The organism is Sinorhizobium sp. BG8, assembly GCF_016864555.1.
Classification (GTDB): Bacteria; Pseudomonadota; Alphaproteobacteria; order Rhizobiales; family Rhizobiaceae; genus BG8.
The window spans coordinates 678,291-701,766 of record NZ_CP044012.1; the positions used below are offsets into that span (position 1 = coordinate 678,291).

Below are 23,476 nucleotides of genomic sequence, written 5' to 3' on the forward strand. Positions count from 1 at the left end.
CCGGGGAAAATTCAGCACCGGCGTCAGCCTTCAGCGATCAGTCATACTTGATGTAGGCAAATCGCTGGTCGGTCGCCGGCGTGCCTTCGAGCGAGCCGCCTTCGGTTCCAGGCTGCCATTGCACGACGTCCTCGATCTTGCGCGCAAGCTCGAAATCCTTGTCCGTCACGCCCTTCGCCGCGTGGTTCATCAGCAGAACCTCGACCCAGGCATAGGATGCCTTCAGGTCGGGATGGTGCCATGCCGTCTCCGCCAGGTGGCCGATCGTATTGATGACCATCAGCGTCGATTTCCAGCCATGCGTCTTGTACTTGCGGCGGATCCAGCCGTTCTCGTAGCGCCAGTGTGGAAGGTCCGCCTTCAACTTGGCCACGATCTCGTCTTCGGTATAGACGCGTTCCTTCCTGCGTCCGCTCGCCTCGTCTGCGCTCATCTTCGTCGCTCCCAAATCTTTCGCCGTGCGGCTTGCGCCCCGTTTAAAAAAAGATAACATGATTTCGGGCCCGATTATCGAAAAGTTCAGAACCAGAGCTGATGTCGGATTCCGTCTCCATACAAGTTCCCGCTCGCCTGCATCTCGGTTTCCTTGATATTCCGGGAAAGACCGGCTTGAGGTTCGGCAGCATCGGACTGCCGTTGGAAGGCATTTCCACCCGCTTGACCATTGCTCGCGCCGCCGAGACGACGGTTGAAGGGAAGGAAACGGCCCGCATTCTCGATCACCTGGCCAAGCTCGGGCCTCACCTCGGGCTCTCCGGCCACCATCGCATCGTCGTTCATGAAGCGATCCCCGACCATGCCGGCCTTGGATCCGGCACGCAGCTCGCGCTCGCCGTATCCGCCGCACTGCGTACCCTGCACGGTCTGCCCTTCGACGTCAGCGCGGACGCCGTTTTCCTCGGGCGCGGCACGCGCTCGGGCATAGGCGTCGCGGCATTCGAGGAAGGCGGCCTCATCCTCGATGCAGGCAAGGGCAGCCGCGACCAGACGCCGACGGTGATTTCCCGCCAGCACTTTCCTGAGGAGTGGCGGGCCATACTTGTTTTCGACGGATGCGCCCAGGGCATCCACGGCGAGGCCGAGATCAGCGCGTTCCGTGAATTGCCCTCCTTCCCCGCCACGAGTTCGGCGGCGATATGCCGCCATGTCCTGATGGGGATCATGCCCGCACTGATCGAGAAAGACATTCTTGCCTTCGGCGACGCAGTGACGGCGATCCAGCGCGAAGTCGGCAACTATTTCGCCCCGGCGCAAGGCGGGCTCTTCACGAGCCCTGCAGTGGAGGCGACCCTGACGCAGTTGGCGGCCGCCGGCGCCGTCGGGATTGGCCAAAGCTCCTGGGGCCCGACCGGTTTTGCCTTCGCTGCGTCCCAGGCCGCGGCCGAGCGGATCATTGCCGCCGCGCGGCCGGAAGCGGGCACGACCATCCGGATCCTGGGCGGCAGGAATGGCGGCGCGAAGATTATACGCTCGGTGACACCGCCCCGCTTCGCGATGGAACACGAGCGCCACAACTAGCGGGAGGGCCAGGCGACATGAGCCGCAAAACCATTCTACATATGCTCACGCCTCTCAAGCAGATGAGCCCCTTCGACGTCAACATGGCGCTCGATGCAGGATATGACAGCGTCATCCCCTACACGGGGGTGACCTTGGCCGATGTCGGCAATCTCGTACAGGACGCGATCTTCTCCCGTCCGCCGGACGCGGGCGTCGCCACGGGCATCTTTCTCGCCGGGAAGGACGTGACGGTCGCACTCGACATGCTGGATGCGGCAAAGAAGGCGATGGTGCCGCCCTTCGAAGTCTCGGTGTTCGCCGATCCGGCAGGCTCATTCACCACCGCTGCCGCCATGGTCGCGAAGGTCGAGAAGGCGCTCGCAAAGCATGACGGCCGCACGCTCTCAGGCACGAAGGTTACGATTTTCGGCGCGACTGGAGTGGTCGGTTACTGCACCGCAGTGATCTGCGCGAAAGAGGGAGCGGACGTGACGGTGGCGGGTCATGACGGCCTGACCCGAGCATCCGACGTGGCGCAATCGATCAATGGACGCTTCGGCGTCACCGTCCGGCCGGAGGACGGATCGACCGACGAAAAGAAGACCGCTTTGCTCCAGCGTGCGGAAGTCGTGCTTTCCGCCGCCAGAGCCGGCGTCCAGGTGATCTCGGCTGCACAGATCCGGCAGGCATCCAACCTGATTGTTGCGGCGGACGTGAACGCCGTGCCGCCCGCCGGCATCGAAGGACTGGCAGTCAATGCCAATGCGGAACCGCTGGATGCGACAAGCGCCGTCGGCATCGGTCCGCTCTCCATCGGCAACGTCAAATACAAGACGCAAGCCGGCCTGTTCAAGCAGATGATCGCCGCCGACAAGCCGGTCATTTACGATTTTCGGGATGCATTCACCCTTGCACGCAGCATCGCCAAATAGCCCCTCTGTCCTCATCGCAGCCATTTCAGGGCGTTCCCTGGCGGCGGCGGCACGCCGTGCCGGCTATCGCCCGCTTGTGGCGGACCTCTTCTGCGACGCCGACACCGTAAATCTTGCCGAACGGACGGCGCGACTCTCCGGGTCTCTCGCAGAAGGGATCGATGGAGAGCAGATAGCGACGACCCTGCATGCGTTGGCGCAAGGCGAAATGCCTGCGGCGCTGGTCTATGGCTCGGGTTTCGAGCGAAAACCTGAAATCGTGGAGGTGCTCGAAAAGGCATTTCCGCTGGCCGGCAACAGCGCGGCCACGCTCCGGTTTGTAAAGGATCCACAGTCCTTGTCCGAGCTTTGTGCGGAGATCGGCATACAGCATCCCGAAATCCGCTTCAGTGCCCCGGAGAGCATGGACGGCTGGTTGAACAAGCTTGGCGGCGGTGCCGGCGGCTCCCATGTGCGGCATGCCGGGCAGCACCAACTGGCGCAAGGTCAGTACCTCCAGCGGTTCGTCGCCGGGCAGAGCGTTTCGGCGCTGTTCGTCGCGGACGGACGGCGCGCCAAGATCGTCGGTTTCAGCCGGCAATGGACCTCGCCGTCCAGCACCTCGCCGTTTCGCTATGGCGGCGCCGTGCGGCTCGCAAGATTCCCCAAAGGCAAGAGGACACGTATCGCCGCCTGGCTCGATAAGCTGACCCGCCGGACGGGTCTCCTTGGCCTTTGCAGTGCCGATTTCATTGATGCCGAAGACGGCCTGCACCTCATCGAAATCAATCCGCGGCCAGGGGCGACCATCGACATCTTTGATACCGACGAGGCGCCGCTGCTCACCCAGCATCTGCGGGCGGTGCGCGGACAAAGCGTACCGCAACCGACCTACAGGGGTGCCGTCGCATCGGCGATCGCCTATGCCGCGCATCCCATCGACCGCTTCCCGGAGATCGACTGGCCGGAGATGACGGCGGATCACCAGAGCCCCGGCACCACGCTTCAGCTCGACGACCCCATCTGTACCGTACTGGCGCGAGCCCGCTCCGCGGCAGGCGCCGAGCGCGCCGTCAAGCATCGCATCAAGGACTTGGCGAAGCATTGGAAAGGGGAGTTCCAATGAAAGACAACAGAGCCCACCTCAACAGAAATGCCCAGAAGATCGTCGATGAGATCATCGCCGACGCAGAGCGGTACGGCGTCGAGCACAGCCGCGGCAATCTCGGGGAGCATCGGATCGACGCCGGTTCACGCAGCCCCGGGGGGCTGGAAGTAGGGTTGCGGGTCGTCGAAATCTGCATGGGCGGCCTCGGAAAAGCAGCCGTGACGCTCGACCGGTACAGCGAACGCTGGCCTCTCAGCATCGACGTTCAATCGTCTCGACCGGTGCTCGCCTGCCTCGGCAGCCAGTATGCCGGCTGGCGGCTGTCGCATGAGAAGTATTTCGCGATGGGATCGGGGCCTGTCCGGGCGCTTGCCAGGGTCGAACCGCTCTTCGACGAGATCGCCTACAGGGAGGATGAAGCCGCATCCTCCGTCATCGTGCTGGAGACCGACAAGCCGCCACCGCAGGCCATCGTGGAAAAGGTCGCGGCTGCAACGGGGTTAAAGCCGGAAGACCTGACCTTCATCTATGCCCCCACCCAGAGCCTCACCGGCTGCACGCAGATCGTCGGGCGCGTGCTGGAAGTGGCCTTGCACAAGGCGCATGACCTGCATTTCCCCTTGATTCAATCGTCGACGGAATGGGGACTGCTCCGGTTCCCGCGCCCCACCCGGATTTCCTGACGGCGATGGGACGCACGAACGACGCGATCATCTATGGCGGGCTCGTACAGTTGTTCGTTCGCGGAAGCGCCGCCGCCGCGCGCGACCTTGCGGAGCAACTGCCGAGCACCTCGTCGCGCGACTACGGCGCGCCGTTCTCGAACATCTTTGAGAAATTCAAGGGGACTTCTATGCGATTGATCCGCATCTGTTCAGTCCTGCCGAGGTCATCGTGACGGCGATCGAAACCGGCGATACGTTCAGAACCGGCCGCAGAAATCTGGAAATGTTGGAGCAGTCCCTTGGCTGAAAACTTATCCGCGGGCCGCATACTCATCGTGTCCGACAAGCCTGACAAGCAGGTCAAGCAACTCTGCGCATCCTTCAAGGGGTTCGGAGCGGATCCCTTCTTCTGCCCACTCGCCGATATTGCCTTCGACACGCGCTACCCCTCCGGGATAGCGATACCATCCTTCGACGGAGCACTTCCGGCCGGCGTTGTCGTGCGCTCGATCTCTTCCGGGAGCTTCGAGGCCATCACACGACGTCTCGGCATTCTACACGCGCTTACCCATATGGGCGTGCCGGTCTGGAATTCAGCCAAAGCAATCGAGCGCTGCGTCGACAAATCGATGACGACATTCCTGCTGGCCCAGGCGGGCCTGCCGACTCCCCAAACCTTCGCTGTAGAGGGACTCGACAATGCGAAGGTCGTTGTCGATCGCGAGGCGTCGCAAGGTCCACTGGTCCTCAAGCCGCTTTTCGGATCGCAGGGGCGCGGCCTGAAGCTCATCCACTCCGTCGAGGATCTGCCCGACCCGGCCGATATCGACGATACATACTACCTGCAACGCTTCGTTGAGCGCACCGCCCCGCCCTATCGCGACTACCGGGTCTTCGTGTGCGACGGAGAAATCCTCGGAATGATCGAGCGCTGCGCGGACAGTTGGATCACCAACATCGCACGAGGCGCGAAGGCGAGGCCGGTCGCGGCCCTGCTCCATCACAAGCTCGAGGAGCTGTCGCTCGCCGCGGCCAGGGCGATCGGCACCGATTTCGCGGGCATCGACATCGTGCAGGCTGACGACGGCGGCCTCCAGCTTCTGGAGGTCAACAGCATGCCCGCCTGGACCGGCTTGCAATCGGTGGTGCCCGTACGGATCGCCGAACGAATCGCCGCGGCAATGTGCGCCCGGATCGACTCGGCCAACCGGGAAAGATCGGCGGCCTGATGCTGTCGCGCGAACAGATCGCCTCTATCTATGTCGATTCATGCAGGGCCGAAATCGATGCGCTGAAGCCGGGAAACGTTCATCGCTTCGCGGACGGCCACCACATGACGGCGCAACAGTTCTTGGAGAGCGCCGAGATCACGGCGGCGCCCATCACCTTTCCCGATGCTTCCGTCGGCGAACGTGTTCTCGCCTCCGCCTCCATAACGAGAGAGAAGGTCGGCACCAACACCAATCTCGGCATACTGCTGCTCTGTGCCCCTTTGGCCAAGGCGGCCGAGATCGCGTCCCTGGATCTTCGGCAGAGCCTGCAGGATGTCATCGGTGCGATGGACGATCGCGACACACGCGACGTGTTTGCCGCCATCCGGCTCGCAAACCCGGGCGGGCTCGGCAAATCCGAGACCAACGATGTCAACGACGAGCCGGTCGGCTCTCTCGTCGAGGCGATGCGGCAAGCGGAGCATCGCGATTCCGTCGCCAGGCAGTATGCGACGGGCTTTGCCGACATATTCGCCGGCGGACTGTCGGCACACGCCAAGGCGCTCGCCGATGGCGAAACCGGAATGTGGCCGACCGTGTTCGTCTACCTCCAAATGCTGTCCACGTTTCCCGACAGCCATATCGCGCGAAAGCATGGCCTCGTCATCGCCGAGGAGGTGCGCGGGCAGGCCGAAGACATCTTCAGGGAAATCGCTCGGACCAGCGACACGAAGGCCCGGGAGCGTACCCTCCTGGCATTCGATTCCCGCTTGAAAGCCAGCGGTTTGAACCCCGGAACCTCAGCCGATCTGACCGTGGCAACGCTTTTTGCGGCAGGCGTCAACTTCGCCTTGCAATGTGCAAACGTAAATGCTTGAATTTCAGCGGCGGGAACATTCCATCCGCTGCTATCTGGCCAACCGACCCAGCCAAAAGGGTGCTGTGAACAAGGATAGCTGTCCATCGAGAGTCGTGTCTCGAGGTACGGCAATCTTTGGACAAAACCATTTGGTCAAAAGGTACAGGGAGGTATTGGGCCATGGCAAAGATCAACAAGGTATTGGTTGGTGAATCCCTCGTTGGGGAGGGGAATGAAGTTGCGCATATCGATCTTCTGATCGGGCCGCGCGGCAGCGCCGTCGAGTCGGCATTTTGCCACGCATTGACGAACAACAAGGATGGGTTCACGTCGCTGCTCGCAGTGATCGCCCCGAACCTGGCATGCAAGCCGAACACCGTGATGTTCAACAAGGTCACGATCAAGGGTGCCAAGCAGGCCGTGCAGATGTTCGGTCCCGCTCAGCATGCAGTCGCAAAGGCCGTGCAGGACAGTGTCGCGGACGGCACGATCCCGGCCGACGAAGCCGATGACGTGTTCATCTGCGTCGGTGTGTTCATCCACTGGCAGGCCGAAGACGACGCGAAGATCCAGAAATACAACTATGAGGCAACCAAGGAAGCGATTCAGCGCGCCGTCACAGGCAAGCCAACTGCCGCGGAAGCCACTGCCCAGCGCGACTCCGTCAAGCATCCCTTCGGTGCTTAGGAACGGGACAACCCCGCTCAGAACAAGCCCCCGGTTGAAACAGGTGGCCTGATGCGCCGGTTGGCAAAGCTGCTCGGCTTTTGAAGACTGAAATGCATCTAGCATCGGAAAGCGGAATAGGGCTTCCGCCATCGCGACGTCCTTCCGTCTCCCTCACGTGCTCCTACGGGCAAAGTGAAGGAACGGAAGGATGGCGTGGTGGCGGAGTCCTTTTTTTATTGTCATCGCGCTTGGGACGGTCCCATGAAGGAGGAGATGTCGGCCTCGCTCAACGCCCCGTTGTGGAGCGAACTGGCGACCAGGGCACCCGCAATGCCCATAACTTCCAGTCGCCGAAGATCAGCCGCGTCGCGGACGCCACCTGCGGCAATGACGGCGCGGTTGCCTGCGCGGGTCTTGACCTTACGCAACACGTCGTAGTCCGGTCCATCCCCTGCCCCAACCTTGCCAAGCGTCATCACGATCACGGTGCCCGGCCAGAGTTCGCTTTGTTCGAGGATTTCCGGTGGTCCGAGAAAGGCGTTCGCCCGGAAATCGAGGGAAAGCAGGAGCCTGGGATTGTTGCCGAACCTGCGCAGGAGACCGGTGTCCACCTGGCTTTCGGAGCCGAGCACGGCGAGCGTGCGCGCGTTGTCGAGAGTGGCGGCGATATCGTCGCTGCTGGAAAACCCGGCATCGAGCCAAACTTCCGGCGCCGGCCGCAACCCTGCCAACAGTTCAGCAGCCTGCAACGGCCGGGCTCCGTTTTCGATGGCATCGAGATCAGCAACGTAGAAGGCGGGGAACGGAAAGACCTGCCGCAAGGCAGCCGCCACATCCGCTATGTCGGCAGTGGCGCTCAATGGTGTTTCTATGGGCCTGTAGGCGTTGCGCACCCCCATATGCGCGCGCACTACGAGGCCATCTTTCATGTCGAGTACTGGAACGATAATCACATGCTCAATCTCAATGGGAAACGACGACGGGTATGAAAGCGTCAATTGCAGCCGTTGAAAAGAGGACTGTGATCGGCTGGGACATCGGAGGCGCGCATCTGAAGGTGGCGCGGGCCGATGGCGGCAGGATCACGCTCGCGAGAACGATCAGAGCCTCGATGTGGCTTGGTCTGGATCAGGTAAGGGCCGCCCTGCAAGAGCTTGGACCATTGGTCGATCGCAGTGCAATCAACGTGTTCACCATGACCGGCGAGCTCTCCGACGGGTTTCCGTCGCGCGACGAGGGGATCCGCCAGTTGCTCGACTTCATCGAGACAGAATTCGGCGTGGACGGAAGCCTGATCTACGCGGGCCGCGCGGGGTTCTCCGATATTGCTGGCGCCCGCCCGCTTGGGCCTGACATTGCCTCCGCCAACTGGCATGCGACGGCCGCCCTGACGGCCGAACGCGTTGGCGAAGGTCTCTTTGTGGATATGGGTTCCACGACCACCGACATTCTCGCCTTGGCCGGCGGGAAGCTGGCGAGTAGCGGGTACTCGGACGCTGAACGGCTTCTCACCGGGGAGCTTGTCTACACCGGCTTCACGCGCTCGGCGCTGATCGGGATTGCCGAAAGGGTGCCTGTCCGCGGCGCGATGACGCCGCTGATGAACGAGTACTTCGCCAACACCGCCGACATTTCGCGGATCATGGGCATACTCGACGAGCACGACGACCATTACCCGACGGCGGACCGGAGGGAAAAGACGGTCTCCGGATCGATCGGTCGGCTCGCCCGCATGATAGGGCGCGACAGCAGTGACCTGGAGGACGAGGAGTGGACGGACATCGCCAGCTGGTTCAGCGAACACCAGTTGCGGATGATCCATGATGCGGCGTTCCGGGTGCTTGCGAGCGCGCGGACGGAACGGTCGGCACCGGTCGTCGGTGCGGGAATCGGGCGGCCCCAGATCCGCCGCCTGGCAGAGCGCCTCAATCGGCCCTTCATCGATTTCGGCTCGCTCATTCCCGCAACGCAGGAGGCGCGCGACGATGCAAGCAAGGCCGGACCGGCAGCGGCGGTAGCGCTGCTCGGCCTGTCGCACATCGCGCAGACTGCGAACAAGCGTTGACGACGGACCGGAGGAGAGCGACGCCAGCTCCGTCAGGTCTCCCCCGCATGTTGACGGACACGTTCCATCAGCCAATCCCACGCCTGACGTTCATTCGGGCCGGCGGTCTTGTCGATTGCGATGGTCAGGTAGGCGATCTCGGAGTCGATTTTTTCCTTGGGCAGCATGTGCAGCCGGCTGACGAGAATTGCCAATTCGAGTACTGCAGCCTTGGCACGGTTGAGCCCGAGGAACGGGGCGTGACAGCCTTCGGAGGCGACCCTGCAGAAATGGCGTGGACGAACGCCGTCATCCTCGACCGACACGACCTCGAGGACGGAATGGCTGAGAGCCGCCTCGAGCCGCGGCACCGGACAGCCGTCCACCTTCACCAGGGGCCACGCCTTGCGGCCCGTCAGACATCCGGCGAATATCCGCATGTCGTCGGTGTAGTTGACGACGGCAACGGGCACGGCGGCGAGATTGTCGAGGGTCCTTGACGGCCGGAACGGGGCGATGATCCAGCCATCATCCTTGGAGATGATCCCGAGCGGCGCGATGTGGACGGTCCCGTCGGCGCCGATGGTCGTCACGATCGTTTCCCGGATGTAGCTCATGCCGAGTCCTTCCGTGCCCGCAACGTGTGCCCGGCTTCCGCAAGGCGCGTGCGATCCTTTTCCGGCTCGGGCACGGCCACCCCCCACGCGAGCGGCTCGTCCTGAGCGTAGCGCTTGCCGAGTTTCCAGGCGATCTCAGCCTTCGTCAGTTCCGCGCCCAGATAGAAGGCATGCGCTCCATCCTCCTCGACACCGAGAAACGGAAACAGCTCGAACGCATCCGAGTGCGTCCAATGACCCTTGACGTTGAAGACATGCACCCCGTCTTCGGCCGTCATGATCCTGAAATTGGCATCGCGCACTGTGCCGGCCAGTGCGCCGATATCCTCGAGGCTGCTGGCGAACGGCTTGCGGTCGTGAATCTGCAGAAGGCCCGGATCGTAGCCTCGGGGCAAGGAGCGGTCCTGTTTCGCGGCAAACATGATCCTGCGCGCCCGGTCATGCTCCTCAACCGTCCTCACCGTATGCGGGGAGACGTTGACCACCAGGACGTTGGCAATCGACAGCTCCGAACAGAGCCCCGAGAGGATCGCAGTGACGCCGGCTGAATCAGCGTCAGTCAGCTCGGTGAGATTGCCGGTACCCATCATCATCTCTACGTCAGGCCATCGGCGGCGAGCCTCGATGAAGCGCCCCAGCGACGCGGCAAAGCCGAAATGGATGGGATCGAGCACCGGATCGGCGATGAAGGCTATTCCGGCGGCCCGGGCGGCATCGATCGCACGACCAAGAGACTCGAGATCCCCGGGGATTGCCGGAACGAGAATGGGCGTAGTGCCACGGTAGGCTGCAGCGATTCCGATCGTGTCCTCGTTCAGGCTCAGCAAGTAGTCAGCCCCGGCCTCCGCCGCGCGTTCCAGTTCTCCGGTGTCGGCAGAATCGACGCTCACCGCAAGCCCCTCGGCCTTGAGCGTCCGTACTGCTTCGGCCAGGTGGTCGAAGGGCGTATCCGGAAGACAGCCGAGGTCGATCACGTCGGCACCCGCGGCGGCAAGGCTGCGGGCGCGCACCAGAAGACTTTCGATCGGCAGCGCGGAAGCATCCACGATCTCTGCGAAGATGCGCATGTCGTGCCGGCTGAGATCGACGGGTTTGCCGGCGCGTCCCAGATAGGCGGGCAGGTCGGCAACCTCGTCAGGCCCGCGCACGAAGGGTGCCGCGAAGGTATCGCTCAGCCGCTGGAGATCGCCTCGGTAGCGGCCGGGCAGAACGAAGCGGTCGGCCGTCACTGTGCGCGGCAGACGTCGCAGGATGATCTCCTCGGTCATCAGCGCGGCGACCTTCACGCCGATATCGACGATCTCCCAGGTGAACGGCGTCTTTCCCAGCCCGGCCAGGATCCCTTCAAGCCTGGCCTTTGCGAGATGTCCGGTGAGGAAGACGAGATGTTCAGTCATCCTCGGCGATCGCCTCCCGCCGCAGGGCAATGGCCGCCTTCAGCTCGGCGAGGGATTCCACGACAGTCGTGTAGTCGAACGTCTTGAGCCGTGCGGTATTTTCGAGGTCAATCGGCCTTGGATAGACCTTGACCATCCCTTCGGGTGCCATGGTCTCCAGTTCAGGCGCCGTATCGCAGGCAAAGACGATTGAAGGGACGCGACACTTTCCTGCCTGTGCGAAGACATTGGTCGCAAGCGTATCGGAGATTCCCCAAACGCACTTCGCCACTGTGTTCGACGTCGCCGGCGCCACCACCACCGTATGATAGTCACCGTGATAGAGGCCGCCGACCGGGACCGCGCTCGCCGTCTTGTCACGCAGGACGCGCATCGTCTCGGGAAACTCCAGCTTGAGACGATACATCCTCAGAACTTCGTCTGCTGCCTTTGAAACGAAGATGTCGCAATGATCGAGCTCGCGAATGAGCTCGAAACTCTCCACGAAGAAATGGCCGGATCCGGTGAGGACCCATGCCCAACGGGGCGTTCGAAGCACTGTCATCGACCGATTTCTCCTTCGGCCATCTGGCGATGGAGTATATGGCGTCCCGGCACCTCCGTCATCGGCACTTGTGAGCGCAGCGCCTTCAGCGCTGCCGGCCCGGCTATAGTCAATGCAACCTCCTCCCCAAGAAGTTGCGGCAGCATGGCATCGACAATGCCTTTGTCAACCAGCTGTTCAAGGTTCGGCATGACGCCATCGACATCAACCTGTTTGATCAGGAGGAGATTTCCGGCGCCAAGCCGGCGAGCAAGCCAGGCGGCAAGCGAGTCGGACGTGACATCCCAGGATTGTGCGATCTCCGGCGCTGCGCGGGTCATTGCGGACGGCAGCCACACCGGCACCCTTCCTCTGGAGAGCGCGCTTTCAATCTCCGCTTGGGAACGAGCGGTACACAAGCGCTCATGCCGCTCGGCAATCGCGATTCCAAACTGCTCCATGGCCAGGATCGCCATCTCGTGCGCGGCCGCGTCCGAAAATCGCATGCTCTTCTGTGTGAAACGGACGAGATCGGCGAAAGGACCACCTCCCGGCACAACGACCAATGGAAATGTCGCGGAAGCCAGGGCCTCTATCCAGGCATCCATTTCCGGCCGTCCCGCCGTGCTCCCCCCGAGCTTCACGACGAGAGGGCTCATCATGCCGCGCCCCGCCCTCCTCTCGATCCCTCGGTATGGGCAGGCGAGGGTTTCGAGGCCCGAATGCTTTCCTGCGTTCGCTCGATCTGGACGCCGACACCTCCCGGACCAAGCTCCAGCTTCTCGGCCCGTACGACAACCCGGGTGACGCGCGGACTTTCGAGAACGAGTGCTGCAATTTGCTCGACCAGGGTTTCGACCAGTTCGACATGGCCACGGCCCACGATCGAGCGAATGCCGTCCATGATGAGGTCATAGGACACGACATGACGCATGTCCTCGGGATTGCGGGTGACGCGCAGCACGTCGGCGGTTACGTCGAACCGTACCTTCTGCGTCTTCCCATGCTCGAAGCTGTAGGCGCCGATCTCGACCGGAAGAACGAAATCCCTGACGAAGATCTGATCCGTGCCCAGTCCGGCATCGGCCGGATCAGGGAAGTATCCGCGCGCCGCTAGAAGTTGATAGTCGACCCGCGACACGGCCTCCGGCGGCTGCTCCTGGGGGATGAGCGCGCGAATCTTCGCTACTGACTCCGCGTCGATCTCGCTGCTTCGGGACTGCCCACCGCACAAGGCCCCGCGAAAGCCGATGAAATCGGGCCCGTAGGGCAGCAAGCGCGGGATGTCAGGCGCCTCGAGCGAGCCGGCAAGCCCAACCATCATGCCGTGCCGGTGAGCGTCCTCGACAAATGCCGCGATGCGGTCCGGAGGGAGGTGGTGAAGCAACCGCCCCTTCGCCTTGTCATCGGTGTCGACCATGACACCGTGAAAGCCGATCTCACCCAAAGCGGCCAGCATTCCGCCTTCATACCGGTGATCGGCAAAGAGTACGGCGATCAGCTTCTTGCTGCGCGCAATGTCGGAAAGCGCGTCCGCGCAGGCAATCGCCTGCTCCGACGGGAAAAATCCGATCTTGATGAAATCGACCCCGGTGGCCGCTATCTCCAGGACCTTCTCCGCGACTGCCCTCTTCTCCATGGGAAAATCACCGCAGGCGGCGCTCACCGACCTTCTGCCGGATACGAACTTCACCACGTCGACGATCGTTTGCGTGTCGACGGCCCCCAGCGCTCCCGAGAGGGCTCTTTCAGATCGATGACGTCGACTCCAGCCCGCAGCACGATGTCGGCTTCCCGGCAATCTCGAACGCTCGCCAGCATCATCGTCATCAGACGTCTCCCCTCGCGGCACAAATTTCCGTGAGCGTAAACCGAAAGTTGAGAGGCAGGGTTGAGATTGCGGCGGAATTGGGTACAAACATTGCGGGCACCTTTCATGCATGAACAGCTCGTCGAGCCAATACGGTCGGCGAGCGGGATTTGGTATGGTCATGAAGAGTACGGTGCCGAATACTCTAGCGTTTTTTCTCGCCTTTTTTTCGATGATCGTCAATGCGCCGCCAGTGGTTGCGCAAGACAAGCCGGCCGAGCCGGCGGGAATAGAGATCCGGATCGGATATCTGCGCGCCTACGAGCCGCAACTTGCGCTTTCAGTTCTGGACGTGCCGCCGCGCGACGAGGGAGTGGCCGGCGCGACGGTCGCGATCAACGACAACAACACGACCGGCAAGTTCCTAGGGCAGTCCTTCAAGCTCGACGTGACGGAAGTGAAACCCGGGACCGACATCGTGCCCGTTTTCAAGGAAATGCTCGCACGGGGCGACAAGTTTGTTCTCACGGACATCGCAGCGAAACAGCTGCTTTCAATCGCCGACGTGGCGAAGGAAAACGGCGTGCTGTTGTTCAATGTCGGCGCAACGGACGACATATTGCGCGAGGAGGAATGCCGCTCGAACGTGTTCCACACCGCTCCGACCCGCACGATGCTTGCCGACGGTCTCGCCCAGTATCTCGTCTGGAAGCAGTGGCCGAAATGGGTCCTGCTCTATGGCTCGCACGAGGGAGACCAGCTTTTCGCCGATGCAATCCGCCGCTCCGCCAGCCGCTTTGGCGCAACGATCGTGGAGGAGCGCCTCTACAAGGATACCGGCTCGGCTCGCAGAACCGATACGGGCGTTATCCAGGTGCAGCAGCAGATGCCGGTCTTCACGCAGGGTCTTCCCGAGCACGACGTCGTCATCGTGGCTGACGAGAGCGAAGTCTTCGGGAGTTATGTCCCCTTTCGCACATGGACCCCGCGACCAGTCGCGGGAACGGCCGGGCTGATTCCCGGCTCCTGGCATCCGGCAAGCGAACAATGGGGTGGATCGCAGATCCAGAATCGCTTCCAGAAAGCGACCGGGCGGCGAATGCTCTCCAAGGACATGCAGGCGTGGACCGCGGCACGCATACTCGGCGAAGCCGTGACGCGCACGAACAGCAATGCCCCGGAGCAAATCGAGGGGTTCATCAAGGCCGAGAACTTCTCCGTTGCAGCCTTCAAGGGGCAGAAGGTGACATTCCGCCGGTGGAACTGGCAGTTGCGCCAGCCGATCCTGCTTGGCGATGGCAGGGGAGTGGTCTCGACCTCACCGCAGGAGGGATTTCTTCACGAATTTTCCGAACTCGACACTTTGGGAGTGGACCAACCGGAAACGGCCTGTAAGCTAAACTAGAAATTGCAGGGAGGAGAAGAATGCGCAGGTATCCGATATTATGCCTCGGCACGGCGGCGGCCTTAGCCTATGCCCAGCCGTCCTGGGCCAATGCGATCTATGTTTCCAACGAAAAGGACAATACGGTTACGGTGGTCGATTCAGCCACCATGGAGGTGGTCAAGACGATCAATGTGGGTCAGAGGCCGCGCGGCATCACCATCTCTCACGATGGGAAGCATCTGTATGTTTGCGCCAGCGATGACGACACGGTCGAGGTTATCGACACCGCGACACATGAAATCATCGGCTCCCTGCCCTCCGGGCCGGATCCGGAGCTGTTCGTGCTTTCGCCGGACGGCAAGACACTCTACGTCGCCAATGAGGACGACAATCTCGTCACGGTGATCGACGTCGAGAAAGGCAGCCTTATCACAGAGATACCGGTTGGCGTGGAGCCGGAGGGCATGGGCATCAGCCCGGACGGCAAGACGATGGTCAACACGTCCGAAACGACCAACATGGCCCATTTCATCGACACGTCGACCCATGAGATCGTCAACAACGTGCTGGTCGATGCGCGCCCGCGCTTCGCCGAATTCAAGCCCGATGGATCCGAGGCGTGGATAACGTCCGAAATCGGCGGGACGGTCTCCGTTGTCGATAACGCCACTCGCGAGGTCAAGAAGAAGATCACCTTCGAAATCCAGGGAATTCGGTCGGAAGCGATCCAGCCGGTGGGCCTGCGCATTTCGGCGGACGGGAAGAAGGCCTATGTCGCCCTTGGCCCGGCAAACCGGGTCGCAGTGGTCAACACCGAAACCTACGAAGTCGAGAAATACATCCTCGTTGGCCAGAGGGTCTGGCAGCTCGCGTTCACGCCGGACGGCAAATATATCATCAGCACCAACGGGCTCTCGAACGACATCACGTTTATCGATACGGCAACGGACGAGCCGATAAAATCCGTCACCGTCGGCGCCATGCCCTGGGGAGTGGTCGTGGCACCGAACTGAATTGCATCAAAGTTCTTAGAGGAGGAGAAGAATGATGAAGTCCAAAATACTCGCTTTCGCCGCGCTGATTGGTGTTCTGTGCATCCAACCCTACGCCTTTGCCCAGGAGGATGACGACGATGGCGACGAACAGCCGGCGGCCGTCACCCGAGCCAGCAAGAACGTTCCCGAGCTGATCCTCGGATCGAAGGACGACAGCTACGCGGTGAACCAGAAGGATTTCGAACTTGTCTCCGGTCAGGGGTATCGCTGGAAGATAACCTCGGCGGCGGGGCTCGAATACAAGTTCCAGACCGATCTGTTCCGCAATGTCTGGATGAACCAGATCGTCATCAACGATCTAGAGGTGCACATGAACGGCGCGCCCGCGTGGCTCGAGTTCGATTCGGAAGGGACGATCAGCGTCCAGTTCACAGCTGTGCGGCCCGGCGAGTATACATGGTCGGTTCCCGATCTCGCGGACAAGGGCATGACGGGGAAGATCATCATCAAGTAGCCATCGACCTTCGCCGTTTTGCAACTGGTATGCTGGCGTGGGCGATGCCCTCGTCAGCGAAAGGCATCCGATAATGCTTGAGCCTATCCGTCCCACCATTCCCCAGAGCCAGGAAGCTGCAGTCGTTCCTGCGCTCGAGATCGAGAAGGTAAGCTACAGCTACGGTGACCGCAGGGCGCTCGACGACGTGTCTTTTTCCATCGCGCCGGGATGCTTCGCCGTGCTTCTTGGATTGAACGGCGCGGGCAAGTCCACGCTGTTTTCCCTCATCAGTCACCTGTTTTCCGCCAGAACCGGGAGCATCCGGATCTTTGGCCAGGACATCATCCGCCAGTCCGGTCATGCGCTGCGGCATCTCGGTATCGTCTTCCAGGCACGCACGCTGGATCTCGACCTGACCGTGCGGCAGAACCTCGTCTATCACGCGGCCCTACACGGCATTGGCGCGAAGGAGGCCCGTGTAAGGATGGACGCGCTACTGCGCTCCATTGATCTTGCCGACCGCCTCAACGACAAGGTTCGCGGTCTTTCGGGAGGGCAGGTGCGGCGCGTCGAAATCATCCGCGCCCTGCTGCATCGCCCTTCGCTGCTGCTTCTCGACGAGGCGACCGTAGGGCTCGACATCCGCTCGCGTGCGACCATCCTCGAAGACATTCGGAAGCTCGTGCAAGAGGCCGGCGTAAGCGTTCTCTGGGCAACGCACCTCATCGACGAAGTGAGCCATGCCGACCAGGTCGTCGTCCTGGACAAGGGCCGGCTCGTGGCGAATGGTCAGGTCGGCGAAATCCTGTTGCGCACTGGCAGCGAGAACATCAACCAGGCATTCTCGAAACTGACCGGGATCGCCGACATCCGTTCGGCGGGAGGAAAAGCATGAGCGACATGACCGGCGACATCGGGCTTGCGCGGGAGCGATGGACGGGGTTCAGCCTCTTCCAATATCTCGTCTGCCTGAAGGGAATTCTGGTCCGCGAGGGGCTTCGCTATTTCAGCCAGAAGGAGCGTTTCATCTCCTCGTTGGTACGCCCCTTGTTGTGGCTCTTCGTCTTTGCCGCTGGCTTCCGGCAGGTGCTCGGCGTCTCGATCATCCCGCCCTACAAGACCTACGTCCTCTACGAGGTCTACATCACGCCCGGCCTATGCGGGATGATCCTTCTCTTCAGCGGGATGCAGTCGTCGCTTTCGATGGTGTACGACCGGGAGATGGGCAGCATGCGCACCCTTCTCGTCAGTCCCTTCCCGCGCTGGTACCTGCTCGTCTGCAAGCTGCTTGCCGGCGTCTCCGTGTCGATCGTCCAGGTCTACGCCTTCCTGTTCGTCGCCTGGTTCTGGAGCGTCAAGGCGCCGTTTGCCGGCTATTTCCTGATCCTGCCCGCATTGTTCCTGTCCGGGATGATGCTCGGGGCTCTGGGAATGCTGCTGTCGTCGCTGATCCGGCAATTGGAGAATTTTGCCGGGATCATGAACTTCGTCATTTTCCCGATGTACTTCGCCTCGTCGGCGCTCTATCCGCTCTGGCGCATCCAGCAATCGAGCCCCCTGCTTTACGACATCTGTCGTCTGAACCCGTTCACCTATGCCGTGGAGCTCGTCCGCTTCGCTTTCTACGGGGAGATCGAATGGCTTTCACTTGCCGTGGTGGTGTCCGTCACTCTGCTTTTCCTGGGGGCCGCCATCGTCGCCTATGATCCGTCGCGTGGTCTCATCATCCGCAAACAGGAAACGGGAGCCGGTAATTGAATCGATATCTTCTAGTGACCGCCCTGGTGGGTGCCCTCTCCATGCCGCAAGCGGGATACGGCGCGGTATCGCATGACCCCGAATGGCCTTGCATCCAGCGAAAAGTCCCCGAGCTTTCGATAGGGCAGGTGTGGACCGGCCCCGAGATTGTCGAGCCCGCGGGAGGTTGGCCACGGGACGCGCAGATCTCGGACCTCACAACCCTGCTGGTTCAGCGTCGCAACCCGATGGAGGAAGCAAAGCGACAGGTTTCCGACTATGTCGCCAGCCTTCCGCGCGATCAGGTCAACGCGAAACTCGCGCAGCTGTTCATGGATGTTTTCAACAAGCTCAACGCGGAGCGCGAGCATGTTATCTCCGGCATTTCGCGCTACGCCCAGAAGCAAAGGGACCTTGCCAGCGATCTGCGCGCCAAGGCGGCAGGGTTAGACAAGATGCGAGCGGCACCCGATTCCAATCCGGCTGAGATCGATAAGGGTACCCAGCAGCTGTCCTGGGAAACCCGCATCTTCGAGGAGCGCGTGCAGTCCCTGACCTATGTCTGCGAGGTGCCGACGATCATCGAGCAACGCCTCTACGGTCTCTCTAAGATCATCGGCGACCTGATGGTCAAGGAATAGACCTCGCCGGGCGGGCGCGGCGCGGCTTCGATCGCCCCATTGTATCTCATCCCCCCGAACTGCGGATCAGCTGGACTCTGCCACGTTTGGGATCAGACGATGCGGCCGCGTGCCGCCACGGGCCAGACTTCGGAGGGGCATCCACCTTCCAGGATCTGGATCGTGTCGACCATGTTGGTGACCACGCAGGCATGGTTCGGAACGATGCGCAGCCTGTCGCCGACAGACAACCCGATCGGGCCGTCGCAGACCAGCCGGCCATGCTCTTCCGATAGCTGATCGATGGCAATGTCGGGCCTGCCGAGGATGTGCCCGAAGCCGGACAATCCGAGGAGATCCGACGTCAGCGTCTTGCTCCCGGCATCAATGATGGCGCGATTGGGTGCCGGCACCGAGACGACCGTCGCCAGTACCGTGAGCGCACAATCCTCCCAGCCGCACACCCCGCGCGCGACAAGGGAGCGATCGTTGTAGACATAGGTCCCGGGCCTGTATTCCGTCGTTGTCGGCGCTTCGGCGGCGTGCATCATCGAAGGCGTTCCGCCGGAAGTGATGACGGGAACAGCAATGTCAGCCGCCTCGATAAGGCTCTTCGCTTTGGACATATACGCTTCCACCGCCCGCTCGCCGTTTGCCGGCGGGTAGGTCATCAGGCCGCCGAAGACGAGGCCGGGGGCTCCGGCGATCGATTTCGCGAGCGCCGCTGCACTTTCGGGCGTCGGGACGCCGCAACGGTCTGCCCCTGTGTTGCACTCGACCAGAACCCGGAGCGGCGTCGGTTCGGAGGCAAAGGCGGCCGACAGCCCTTGAACCACCGTTTGGCTGTCGGCAACGACGCTGAGCGCCACCTTGCGCGCAAGCCCGGTCAAACGCTTCAGCTTTTCCGCGCCGAGGATGTTGTAGGTGATGAGAACATCGCGGATGTCAGGGCTGCCGGCAACCATCGCCTCCGCCTCGGACACCTTCTGGCAAGTCACGCCCACGGCCCCTGCCCTCAGTTGCATCTCGGCGATGGCCGGCAGCTTGTGGGTCTTGATGTGGGGCCGGAGCTTCAGTCCGTGTGTATCCGCATAGGCCTGAAAGCGGTCGATGTTCCGGCGGGCGACCTCGAGATCGACCAGCACTACCGGGGTACTAAGGCTCTCAAGTGTCGGGGCGATCTTGCTCATGGAATCTCCGGAGTGCTGCTGGCGCGATTTCGGGCAAGTGAAACAGCTCCGCATGCGGGTGCGCAGAATCCCTCGCCTCTTGCCCTTGACAATCTATGCATGGTGGAGCTCAATACGTCAATCCAGTAAAACAGACACATGTCCGCAATACTGGACATTGAAGATGACCGTTCACAGGGGAACACCATGATCACTTCGCTCCGCGCCGGCGCTCTTTCGCTGGCAACCGCCTTCCTTCTTTCCGCAATTCCCGCAGCAGCACAGCAGGCTACGAGCAAGCTCGACGAGGTCCTCGCCCGTGGCCACCTCGTCCTCGGCACCGGCAGCACCAATGCGCCGTGGCACTTCAAGAGCGCTGAAGACAAGCTCCAGGGTTTTGACGTCGACATGGGCCGCATCGTCGCCAAGGCGCTCTTCGGCGACCCCGACAAAATCGAGTACGTCAACCAGTCGTCCGATGCCCGCATTCCGAACATCACCACCGACAAGGTGGACCTCACCTGCCAGTTCATGACGGTGACCGGCGAGCGGGCGCAACAGATCGCCTTCACCATTCCCTATTACCGAGAAGGCGTCGGCCTTATGCTGAAGGGGGACGGCAAGTATGCCGACTACGAAGCGTTGAAGGCGGCAGGCTCTTCGGTGACCGTATCGGTGCTCCAGAACGTCTATGCCGAGGATATGGTGCACGCCGCCCTGCCCGAGGCGACGGTGGATCAGTATGAATCCGTGGACCTGATCTATCAGGCGCTCGAATCCGGCCGCGCCGATGCGGCCGCGACCGACCAGTCGTCGCTCGCCTGGTACATGACCCAGAACCCCGGCCGCTACAAGGATGCCGGATACGGCTGGAACCCGCAGACCTATGCCTGCGGTGTCAAGCGCGGCGACCAGGACTGGCTGAACTTCGTCAACACTGCCCTTCATGAGGCGATGACGGGCGTCGAGTTCGACTTCTATGCCAAGTCTTACAAGACCTGGTTCGGCAAGGATCTCACCCCGCCGCAGATCGGGTTCCCGGTCGAGTACAAGTAAGGCCAAGCAGGCTCAGACCCGTTGGGACGGAGGGTTCGCCCTTCGTCCCCCATATCAACCCTCTACGGCAGGACGCCATGGGTTATACGCTCAATTTCGCCGCCGTCTGGCGCAGCTTCGACCAATTGATCGAGGGCCTGCTGCTCAGCCTGGGCCTCGCCTTCATCTCCATCCTTATCGGCGCCGTGATCGGTCTTCTCGTGGCCTTTGCGCTGATCGCCAGAAGAGGATGGATCAAGCGCCCGGCCGCCGGCTACGTGACGATCATCCGCAACCTGCCGATCCTCGTCCTGGTGCTCTTTGTCTATTTCGCACTACCGCAGATGGGAGTGAGGCTGGGCAAGATCGAAAGCTTCGTGGCCGTGCTGTCGATCTATTCCGGCGCCTATCTCGCCGAGGTGTTTCGCGCCGGTCTTGTTTCCATCCCGAGAGGTCTGACCGAGGCCGGGCTCGCGATAGGTTTGACGCCCACGCAGATCCGCGTGTCGATCATCGTGCCGCTGATGCTGCGCAATGTCCTGCCGTCGCTTTCGTCGACCGTGATCTCGCTGTTCAAGGATACGTCGCTGGCCGCCGCCATCGCGGTCCCCGAGCTCACGTTCGAAGCGCGCAAGATCAACGTCGAGACCTTCCGCGTGATCGAGACCTGGATCGTCGCGTCCGCGCTCTACGTCGCCACCTGCTCATTGCTCGCCGCGCTGATGCGCATGGTCGAGCGCCGGCTCTCGGTTCCGAGGTGACTTCATGACCGATTTCTTCGCTTTTCTGGATCAACTCTGGATCGCACGCTTCGTCATTCTGAAGGGGCTCGGCGTTACGGTGTCGATCTCCCTCCTGTCGATTACAGCGGGTTCCCTGCTCGGCGTGCTCGTCGGCCTGTCTCTCGTCTACGGCAATAGCGCCCTACGCCTCCTCGTGCGCGGCTACACCGACTTCATTCGGGGAACGCCGGTGCTCGTGCTGGTGCTCGCCAGCTACTATGTGCTTTCCACTGTTGGCGTCGAACTTGGGCCGTTCCAGGCTGGCGTGCTGGCGCTCGCGATCTTCTGCTCGTCGCATGTCGGCGAGATCGTACGTGGTGGCCTGCAGGCAATTCCGAAGGGGCAGACCGAGGCCGCCAAGGCGATCGGCCTCACCTTCCGCCAGACCTTTGCCTATGTGCTCTGGCCGCAGGCGCTTCGGCAGTTCCTGCCGGCATGGGTCAATACGGCCGCCGAGATGGTCAAGGCATCAACCCTGCTTTCAGTGATCGGCGTCGCCGAGCTTCTGTTGCGCACGCAGGAAGTCATCTCGCGCAACTTCATGAGCCTGCAGTTCTATTTCTTCGCAGGGCTTCTCTACTTCGTCGTCAATTACGGTATCGAGCACTTCGGCAAGTACGTCGAGCGCAAGACCGCCGTTCCGTCTTAAGGGCTCGATCCATGAGCAAGGTACTTCTCGAAATCCAGTGTCTCCGCAAGCAGTACGGCGCCGTCGAGGTGCTGAAGAGCGTCGACTGCACCATGAACGAGGGAGAGGTGATCTCGGTCATCGGCTCCTCCGGCTCAGGCAAGACCACGATGCTCAGATGCATCAACATGCTGGAAGAATTCCAGGGCGGAAGGATACTGCTCGAAGGCGAGGAGATCGGCTACGAGCTGACCGGCGGCATCCGCAGGCGCAAGAGCGAGCGGGACATCGCCCGCCAGCGCGCCCTGACCGGTATGGCATTCCAGCAGTTCAACCTCTTCCCCCACATGACCGCCGCGCACAATGTCATGCTCGGCCTCGTCAAGGTGAAGAAGCTGGCGCGGGACGAAGCGCGTGCAATCGCCGAGAAATGGCTCGACCGGGTGGGGCTTGCGAGCCGCGCCGACCATTATCCGGGCCAGCTTTCCGGCGGGCAGCAGCAGCGTGTCGCAATTGCCCGCGCGATCGCCATGAACCCGCGTCTCATGCTGTTCGACGAAGTCACCTCGGCGCTCGACCCGGAACTGGTCGGAGAAGTGCTGCAGGTCATCAAGGGGTTGGCTGCCGACGGCATGAGCATGCTGCTGGTCACCCATGAGATGCGGTTCGCCTATGAGGTTTCCTCGCGGGTGATCTTCATGAACCAGGGTGTGATCTGCGAGGAAGGCGATCCGAAGCAAATGTTCGTCAACCCGAAGACCGAACGGCTGTCCGAGTTCCTCCGGACATCAAGTTTCAACTGATGGCGCGGGGCGGATAAGGCGACACCAGTCGCTCATTCCGCTCCAAGACAGAGTACAGAAAGCAGAAGAGAGAAAAGCTTATGAGCATCAAGCGTTATGGCGCCGGCGAGACCGGAGCCGGCGGTCAGCCCCTTCCGTTCGCCCGCGCCGTGGAGGCTAACGGCTGGCTCCATGTTTCGGGGCAGGTTCCGATGGAAAAGGGAGAGATCGTTCGCGGCGGGATTGTCGCCGAGAGCCGCAAGGCAATCGAAAACCTCATCGCCATCCTGCATGAGGCAGGCTACAGCGTGGACGATGTGGTGCGTGTCGGCGTCTGGCTCGACGACCCCCGTGATTTCTGGAGCTTCAACGGAGTCTATGCCGAGTACTTCGGCACCAATCCCCCGCCCGCGCCTGCGTACAGTCGAGCATGATGGTGGATTGCAAGGTTGAAGTCGATTGCATCGCCTATCGGGCGGACAGGGCTTGAAATGCCGGGCGCGGCTTGCAAAGGTCGCGCGCTTACTTCTT

General features: G+C 61.8%; 27 protein-coding genes and 2 pseudogenes. 19 read left to right on the top strand and 10 right to left on the bottom strand.

Annotated elements, in window-relative coordinates:
- Positions 1 to 37: 37 nt before the first annotated feature.
- On the bottom strand, positions 38 to 433 hold the full coding sequence (locus F3Y30_RS24105; RefSeq protein WP_203426820.1) for a 4a-hydroxytetrahydrobiopterin dehydratase: 396 nt from the start codon (positions 431 to 433) through the stop codon (positions 38 to 40).
- A gap of 176 nt (positions 434 to 609) precedes the next feature.
- On the opposite strand from F3Y30_RS24105, the gene F3Y30_RS24110 reads away from it, so the two are divergent.
- Together F3Y30_RS24110 and F3Y30_RS24115 are read left to right on the top strand one after the other, a co-directional pair.
- Positions 610 to 1,518, top strand: a complete 909-nt coding sequence (locus tag F3Y30_RS24110; RefSeq protein ID WP_348649874.1) for a beta-ribofuranosylaminobenzene 5'-phosphate synthase family protein — start codon at positions 610 to 612, stop codon at positions 1,516 to 1,518.
- 17 nt (positions 1,519 to 1,535) lie between these two features.
- A complete protein-coding gene (locus tag F3Y30_RS24115; protein ID WP_203426822.1) occupies positions 1,536 to 2,432 on the top strand; it encodes an NAD(P)-dependent methylenetetrahydromethanopterin dehydrogenase in 897 nt (298 codons plus the stop codon).
- Between the two features lie 25 nt (positions 2,433 to 2,457).
- Here the strand turns inward: F3Y30_RS24115 and F3Y30_RS26540 are convergent, their stop codons facing one another.
- Entirely contained in the window at positions 2,458 to 2,634 is a 177-nt protein-coding gene (locus F3Y30_RS26540; protein ID WP_246753019.1) for a hypothetical protein, read from the bottom strand.
- Positions 2,635 to 2,691: 57 nt separating this feature from the next.
- Here F3Y30_RS26540 and F3Y30_RS24120 point away from each other — a divergent pair, with 57 nt between their 5' ends.
- The 5 genes and pseudogenes from F3Y30_RS24120 (at position 2,692) to fae (ending at position 6,941) form a co-directional block, all read left to right on the top strand.
- Positions 2,692 to 3,537, top strand: coding sequence for an ATP-grasp domain-containing protein (locus F3Y30_RS24120; protein ID WP_246753020.1), 846 nt, complete (start codon positions 2,692 to 2,694; stop codon positions 3,535 to 3,537).
- Positions 3,534 to 4,491 (top strand): annotated as a pseudogene (mch, locus tag F3Y30_RS24125) (methenyltetrahydromethanopterin cyclohydrolase). Before F3Y30_RS24120 ends, mch begins: the two are co-directional and overlap by 4 nt.
- Positions 4,484 to 5,413: a RimK family alpha-L-glutamate ligase gene (locus tag F3Y30_RS24130; protein ID WP_246753021.1), complete on the top strand. Its 930-nt coding sequence runs from the start codon at positions 4,484 to 4,486 to the stop codon at positions 5,411 to 5,413. Before mch ends, F3Y30_RS24130 begins: the two are co-directional and overlap by 8 nt.
- Complete coding sequence (locus F3Y30_RS24135) at positions 5,413 to 6,273, top strand: triphosphoribosyl-dephospho-CoA synthase (protein ID WP_203426823.1); 861 nt, start codon at positions 5,413 to 5,415, stop codon at positions 6,271 to 6,273. The genes F3Y30_RS24130 and F3Y30_RS24135 overlap by 1 nt, the downstream gene beginning before the upstream one ends.
- 161 nt (positions 6,274 to 6,434) lie before the next feature.
- Positions 6,435 to 6,941 (top strand): formaldehyde-activating enzyme, encoded by a 507-nt coding sequence (fae, locus tag F3Y30_RS24140; RefSeq protein WP_203426824.1) that lies wholly within the window; start codon positions 6,435 to 6,437, stop codon positions 6,939 to 6,941.
- 221 nt (positions 6,942 to 7,162) lie between these two features.
- Here the strand turns inward: fae and F3Y30_RS24145 are convergent, their stop codons facing one another.
- Positions 7,163 to 7,876, bottom strand: a complete 714-nt coding sequence (locus F3Y30_RS24145) for a HisA/HisF-related TIM barrel protein (protein WP_246753022.1) — start codon at positions 7,874 to 7,876, stop codon at positions 7,163 to 7,165.
- Positions 7,877 to 7,908: 32 nt separating this feature from the next.
- On the opposite strand from F3Y30_RS24145, the gene F3Y30_RS24150 reads away from it, so the two are divergent.
- On the top strand, positions 7,909 to 8,988 hold the full coding sequence (locus F3Y30_RS24150) for a hydantoinase/oxoprolinase family protein (protein ID WP_203426825.1): 1,080 nt from the start codon (positions 7,909 to 7,911) through the stop codon (positions 8,986 to 8,988).
- Positions 8,989 to 9,020: 32 nt separating this feature from the next.
- Here the strand turns inward: F3Y30_RS24150 and F3Y30_RS24155 are convergent, their stop codons facing one another.
- Genes F3Y30_RS24155 through F3Y30_RS26545 form a run of 6 tightly spaced genes read right to left on the bottom strand, consistent with a single transcriptional unit; the run spans position 9,021 to position 13,334 of the window.
- Entirely contained in the window at positions 9,021 to 9,584 is a 564-nt protein-coding gene (locus F3Y30_RS24155) for a DUF447 domain-containing protein (RefSeq protein ID WP_203426826.1), read from the bottom strand.
- A complete protein-coding gene (locus F3Y30_RS24160) occupies positions 9,581 to 10,981 on the bottom strand; it encodes a DUF6513 domain-containing protein (protein ID WP_203426827.1) in 1,401 nt (466 codons plus the stop codon). Before F3Y30_RS24160 ends, F3Y30_RS24155 begins: the two co-directional genes overlap by 4 nt.
- Entirely contained in the window at positions 10,974 to 11,525 is a 552-nt protein-coding gene (locus tag F3Y30_RS24165; RefSeq protein ID WP_203426828.1) for a flavoprotein, read from the bottom strand. The genes F3Y30_RS24160 and F3Y30_RS24165 overlap by 8 nt, the downstream gene beginning before the upstream one ends.
- Positions 11,522 to 12,112 (bottom strand): dihydroneopterin aldolase, encoded by a 591-nt coding sequence (locus F3Y30_RS24170; RefSeq protein ID WP_203426829.1) that lies wholly within the window; start codon positions 12,110 to 12,112, stop codon positions 11,522 to 11,524. Before F3Y30_RS24170 ends, F3Y30_RS24165 begins: the two co-directional genes overlap by 4 nt.
- A gap of 50 nt (positions 12,113 to 12,162) precedes the next feature.
- Positions 12,163 to 13,200: a (5-formylfuran-3-yl)methyl phosphate synthase gene (locus tag F3Y30_RS24175; RefSeq protein ID WP_246753023.1), complete on the bottom strand. Its 1,038-nt coding sequence runs from the start codon at positions 13,198 to 13,200 to the stop codon at positions 12,163 to 12,165.
- The gene (locus tag F3Y30_RS26545; protein ID WP_246753024.1) at positions 13,194 to 13,334 is read right to left on the bottom strand and encodes a (5-formylfuran-3-yl)methyl phosphate synthase; all 141 of its coding nucleotides are present in this window, start codon (positions 13,332 to 13,334) and stop codon (positions 13,194 to 13,196) included. Before F3Y30_RS26545 ends, F3Y30_RS24175 begins: the two co-directional genes overlap by 7 nt.
- A 212-nt stretch (positions 13,335 to 13,546) precedes the next feature.
- On the opposite strand from F3Y30_RS26545, the gene F3Y30_RS24180 reads away from it, so the two are divergent.
- The 6 genes from F3Y30_RS24180 (at position 13,547) to F3Y30_RS24205 (ending at position 18,570) form a co-directional block, all read left to right on the top strand.
- On the top strand, positions 13,547 to 14,719 hold the full coding sequence (locus F3Y30_RS24180; RefSeq protein WP_246753087.1) for an ABC transporter substrate-binding protein: 1,173 nt from the start codon (positions 13,547 to 13,549) through the stop codon (positions 14,717 to 14,719).
- Between the two features lie 20 nt (positions 14,720 to 14,739).
- On the top strand, positions 14,740 to 15,714 hold the full coding sequence (locus tag F3Y30_RS24185; RefSeq protein WP_203422994.1) for a YVTN family beta-propeller repeat protein: 975 nt from the start codon (positions 14,740 to 14,742) through the stop codon (positions 15,712 to 15,714).
- Positions 15,715 to 15,745: 31 nt separating this feature from the next.
- On the top strand, positions 15,746 to 16,210 hold the full coding sequence (locus tag F3Y30_RS24190) for a hypothetical protein (protein ID WP_203422993.1): 465 nt from the start codon (positions 15,746 to 15,748) through the stop codon (positions 16,208 to 16,210).
- 73 nt (positions 16,211 to 16,283) lie between these two features.
- Positions 16,284 to 17,087 carry an ATP-binding cassette domain-containing protein gene (locus tag F3Y30_RS24195; RefSeq protein ID WP_203426831.1) on the top strand — a complete coding sequence of 268 codons (804 nt, stop codon included), beginning with the start codon at positions 16,284 to 16,286 and terminating at the stop codon, positions 17,085 to 17,087.
- 5 nt (positions 17,088 to 17,092) lie between these two features.
- Positions 17,093 to 17,950 (top strand): ABC transporter permease, encoded by an 858-nt coding sequence (locus F3Y30_RS24200; RefSeq protein ID WP_203427627.1) that lies wholly within the window; start codon positions 17,093 to 17,095, stop codon positions 17,948 to 17,950.
- Positions 17,947 to 18,570 carry a hypothetical protein gene (locus F3Y30_RS24205; RefSeq protein ID WP_246753025.1) on the top strand — a complete coding sequence of 208 codons (624 nt, stop codon included), beginning with the start codon at positions 17,947 to 17,949 and terminating at the stop codon, positions 18,568 to 18,570. The genes F3Y30_RS24200 and F3Y30_RS24205 overlap by 4 nt, the downstream gene beginning before the upstream one ends.
- A 92-nt stretch (positions 18,571 to 18,662) precedes the next feature.
- Here F3Y30_RS24205 and F3Y30_RS24210 read toward each other — a convergent pair whose 3' ends face one another.
- A complete protein-coding gene (locus F3Y30_RS24210; RefSeq protein ID WP_203426832.1) occupies positions 18,663 to 19,739 on the bottom strand; it encodes a D-TA family PLP-dependent enzyme in 1,077 nt (358 codons plus the stop codon).
- A gap of 186 nt (positions 19,740 to 19,925) precedes the next feature.
- On the opposite strand from F3Y30_RS24210, the gene F3Y30_RS24215 reads away from it, so the two are divergent.
- The 5 genes and pseudogenes from F3Y30_RS24215 (at position 19,926) to F3Y30_RS24235 (ending at position 23,435) form a co-directional block, all read left to right on the top strand.
- A complete protein-coding gene (locus F3Y30_RS24215) occupies positions 19,926 to 20,774 on the top strand; it encodes a transporter substrate-binding domain-containing protein (protein ID WP_203426833.1) in 849 nt (282 codons plus the stop codon).
- Positions 20,775 to 20,851: 77 nt separating this feature from the next.
- Positions 20,852 to 21,514, top strand: coding sequence for an amino acid ABC transporter permease (locus F3Y30_RS24220; RefSeq protein WP_203426834.1), 663 nt, complete (start codon positions 20,852 to 20,854; stop codon positions 21,512 to 21,514).
- Positions 21,515 to 21,518: 4 nt separating this feature from the next.
- Positions 21,519 to 22,184: an amino acid ABC transporter permease gene (locus F3Y30_RS24225; protein ID WP_203426835.1), complete on the top strand. Its 666-nt coding sequence runs from the start codon at positions 21,519 to 21,521 to the stop codon at positions 22,182 to 22,184.
- Between the two features lie 11 nt (positions 22,185 to 22,195).
- The gene (locus F3Y30_RS24230) at positions 22,196 to 22,966 is read left to right on the top strand and encodes an amino acid ABC transporter ATP-binding protein (protein ID WP_203426836.1); all 771 of its coding nucleotides are present in this window, start codon (positions 22,196 to 22,198) and stop codon (positions 22,964 to 22,966) included.
- 80 nt (positions 22,967 to 23,046) lie between these two features.
- Positions 23,047 to 23,435: pseudogene (locus F3Y30_RS24235) on the top strand (RidA family protein).
- The last annotated feature ends 41 nt before the right edge of the window (positions 23,436 to 23,476 follow it).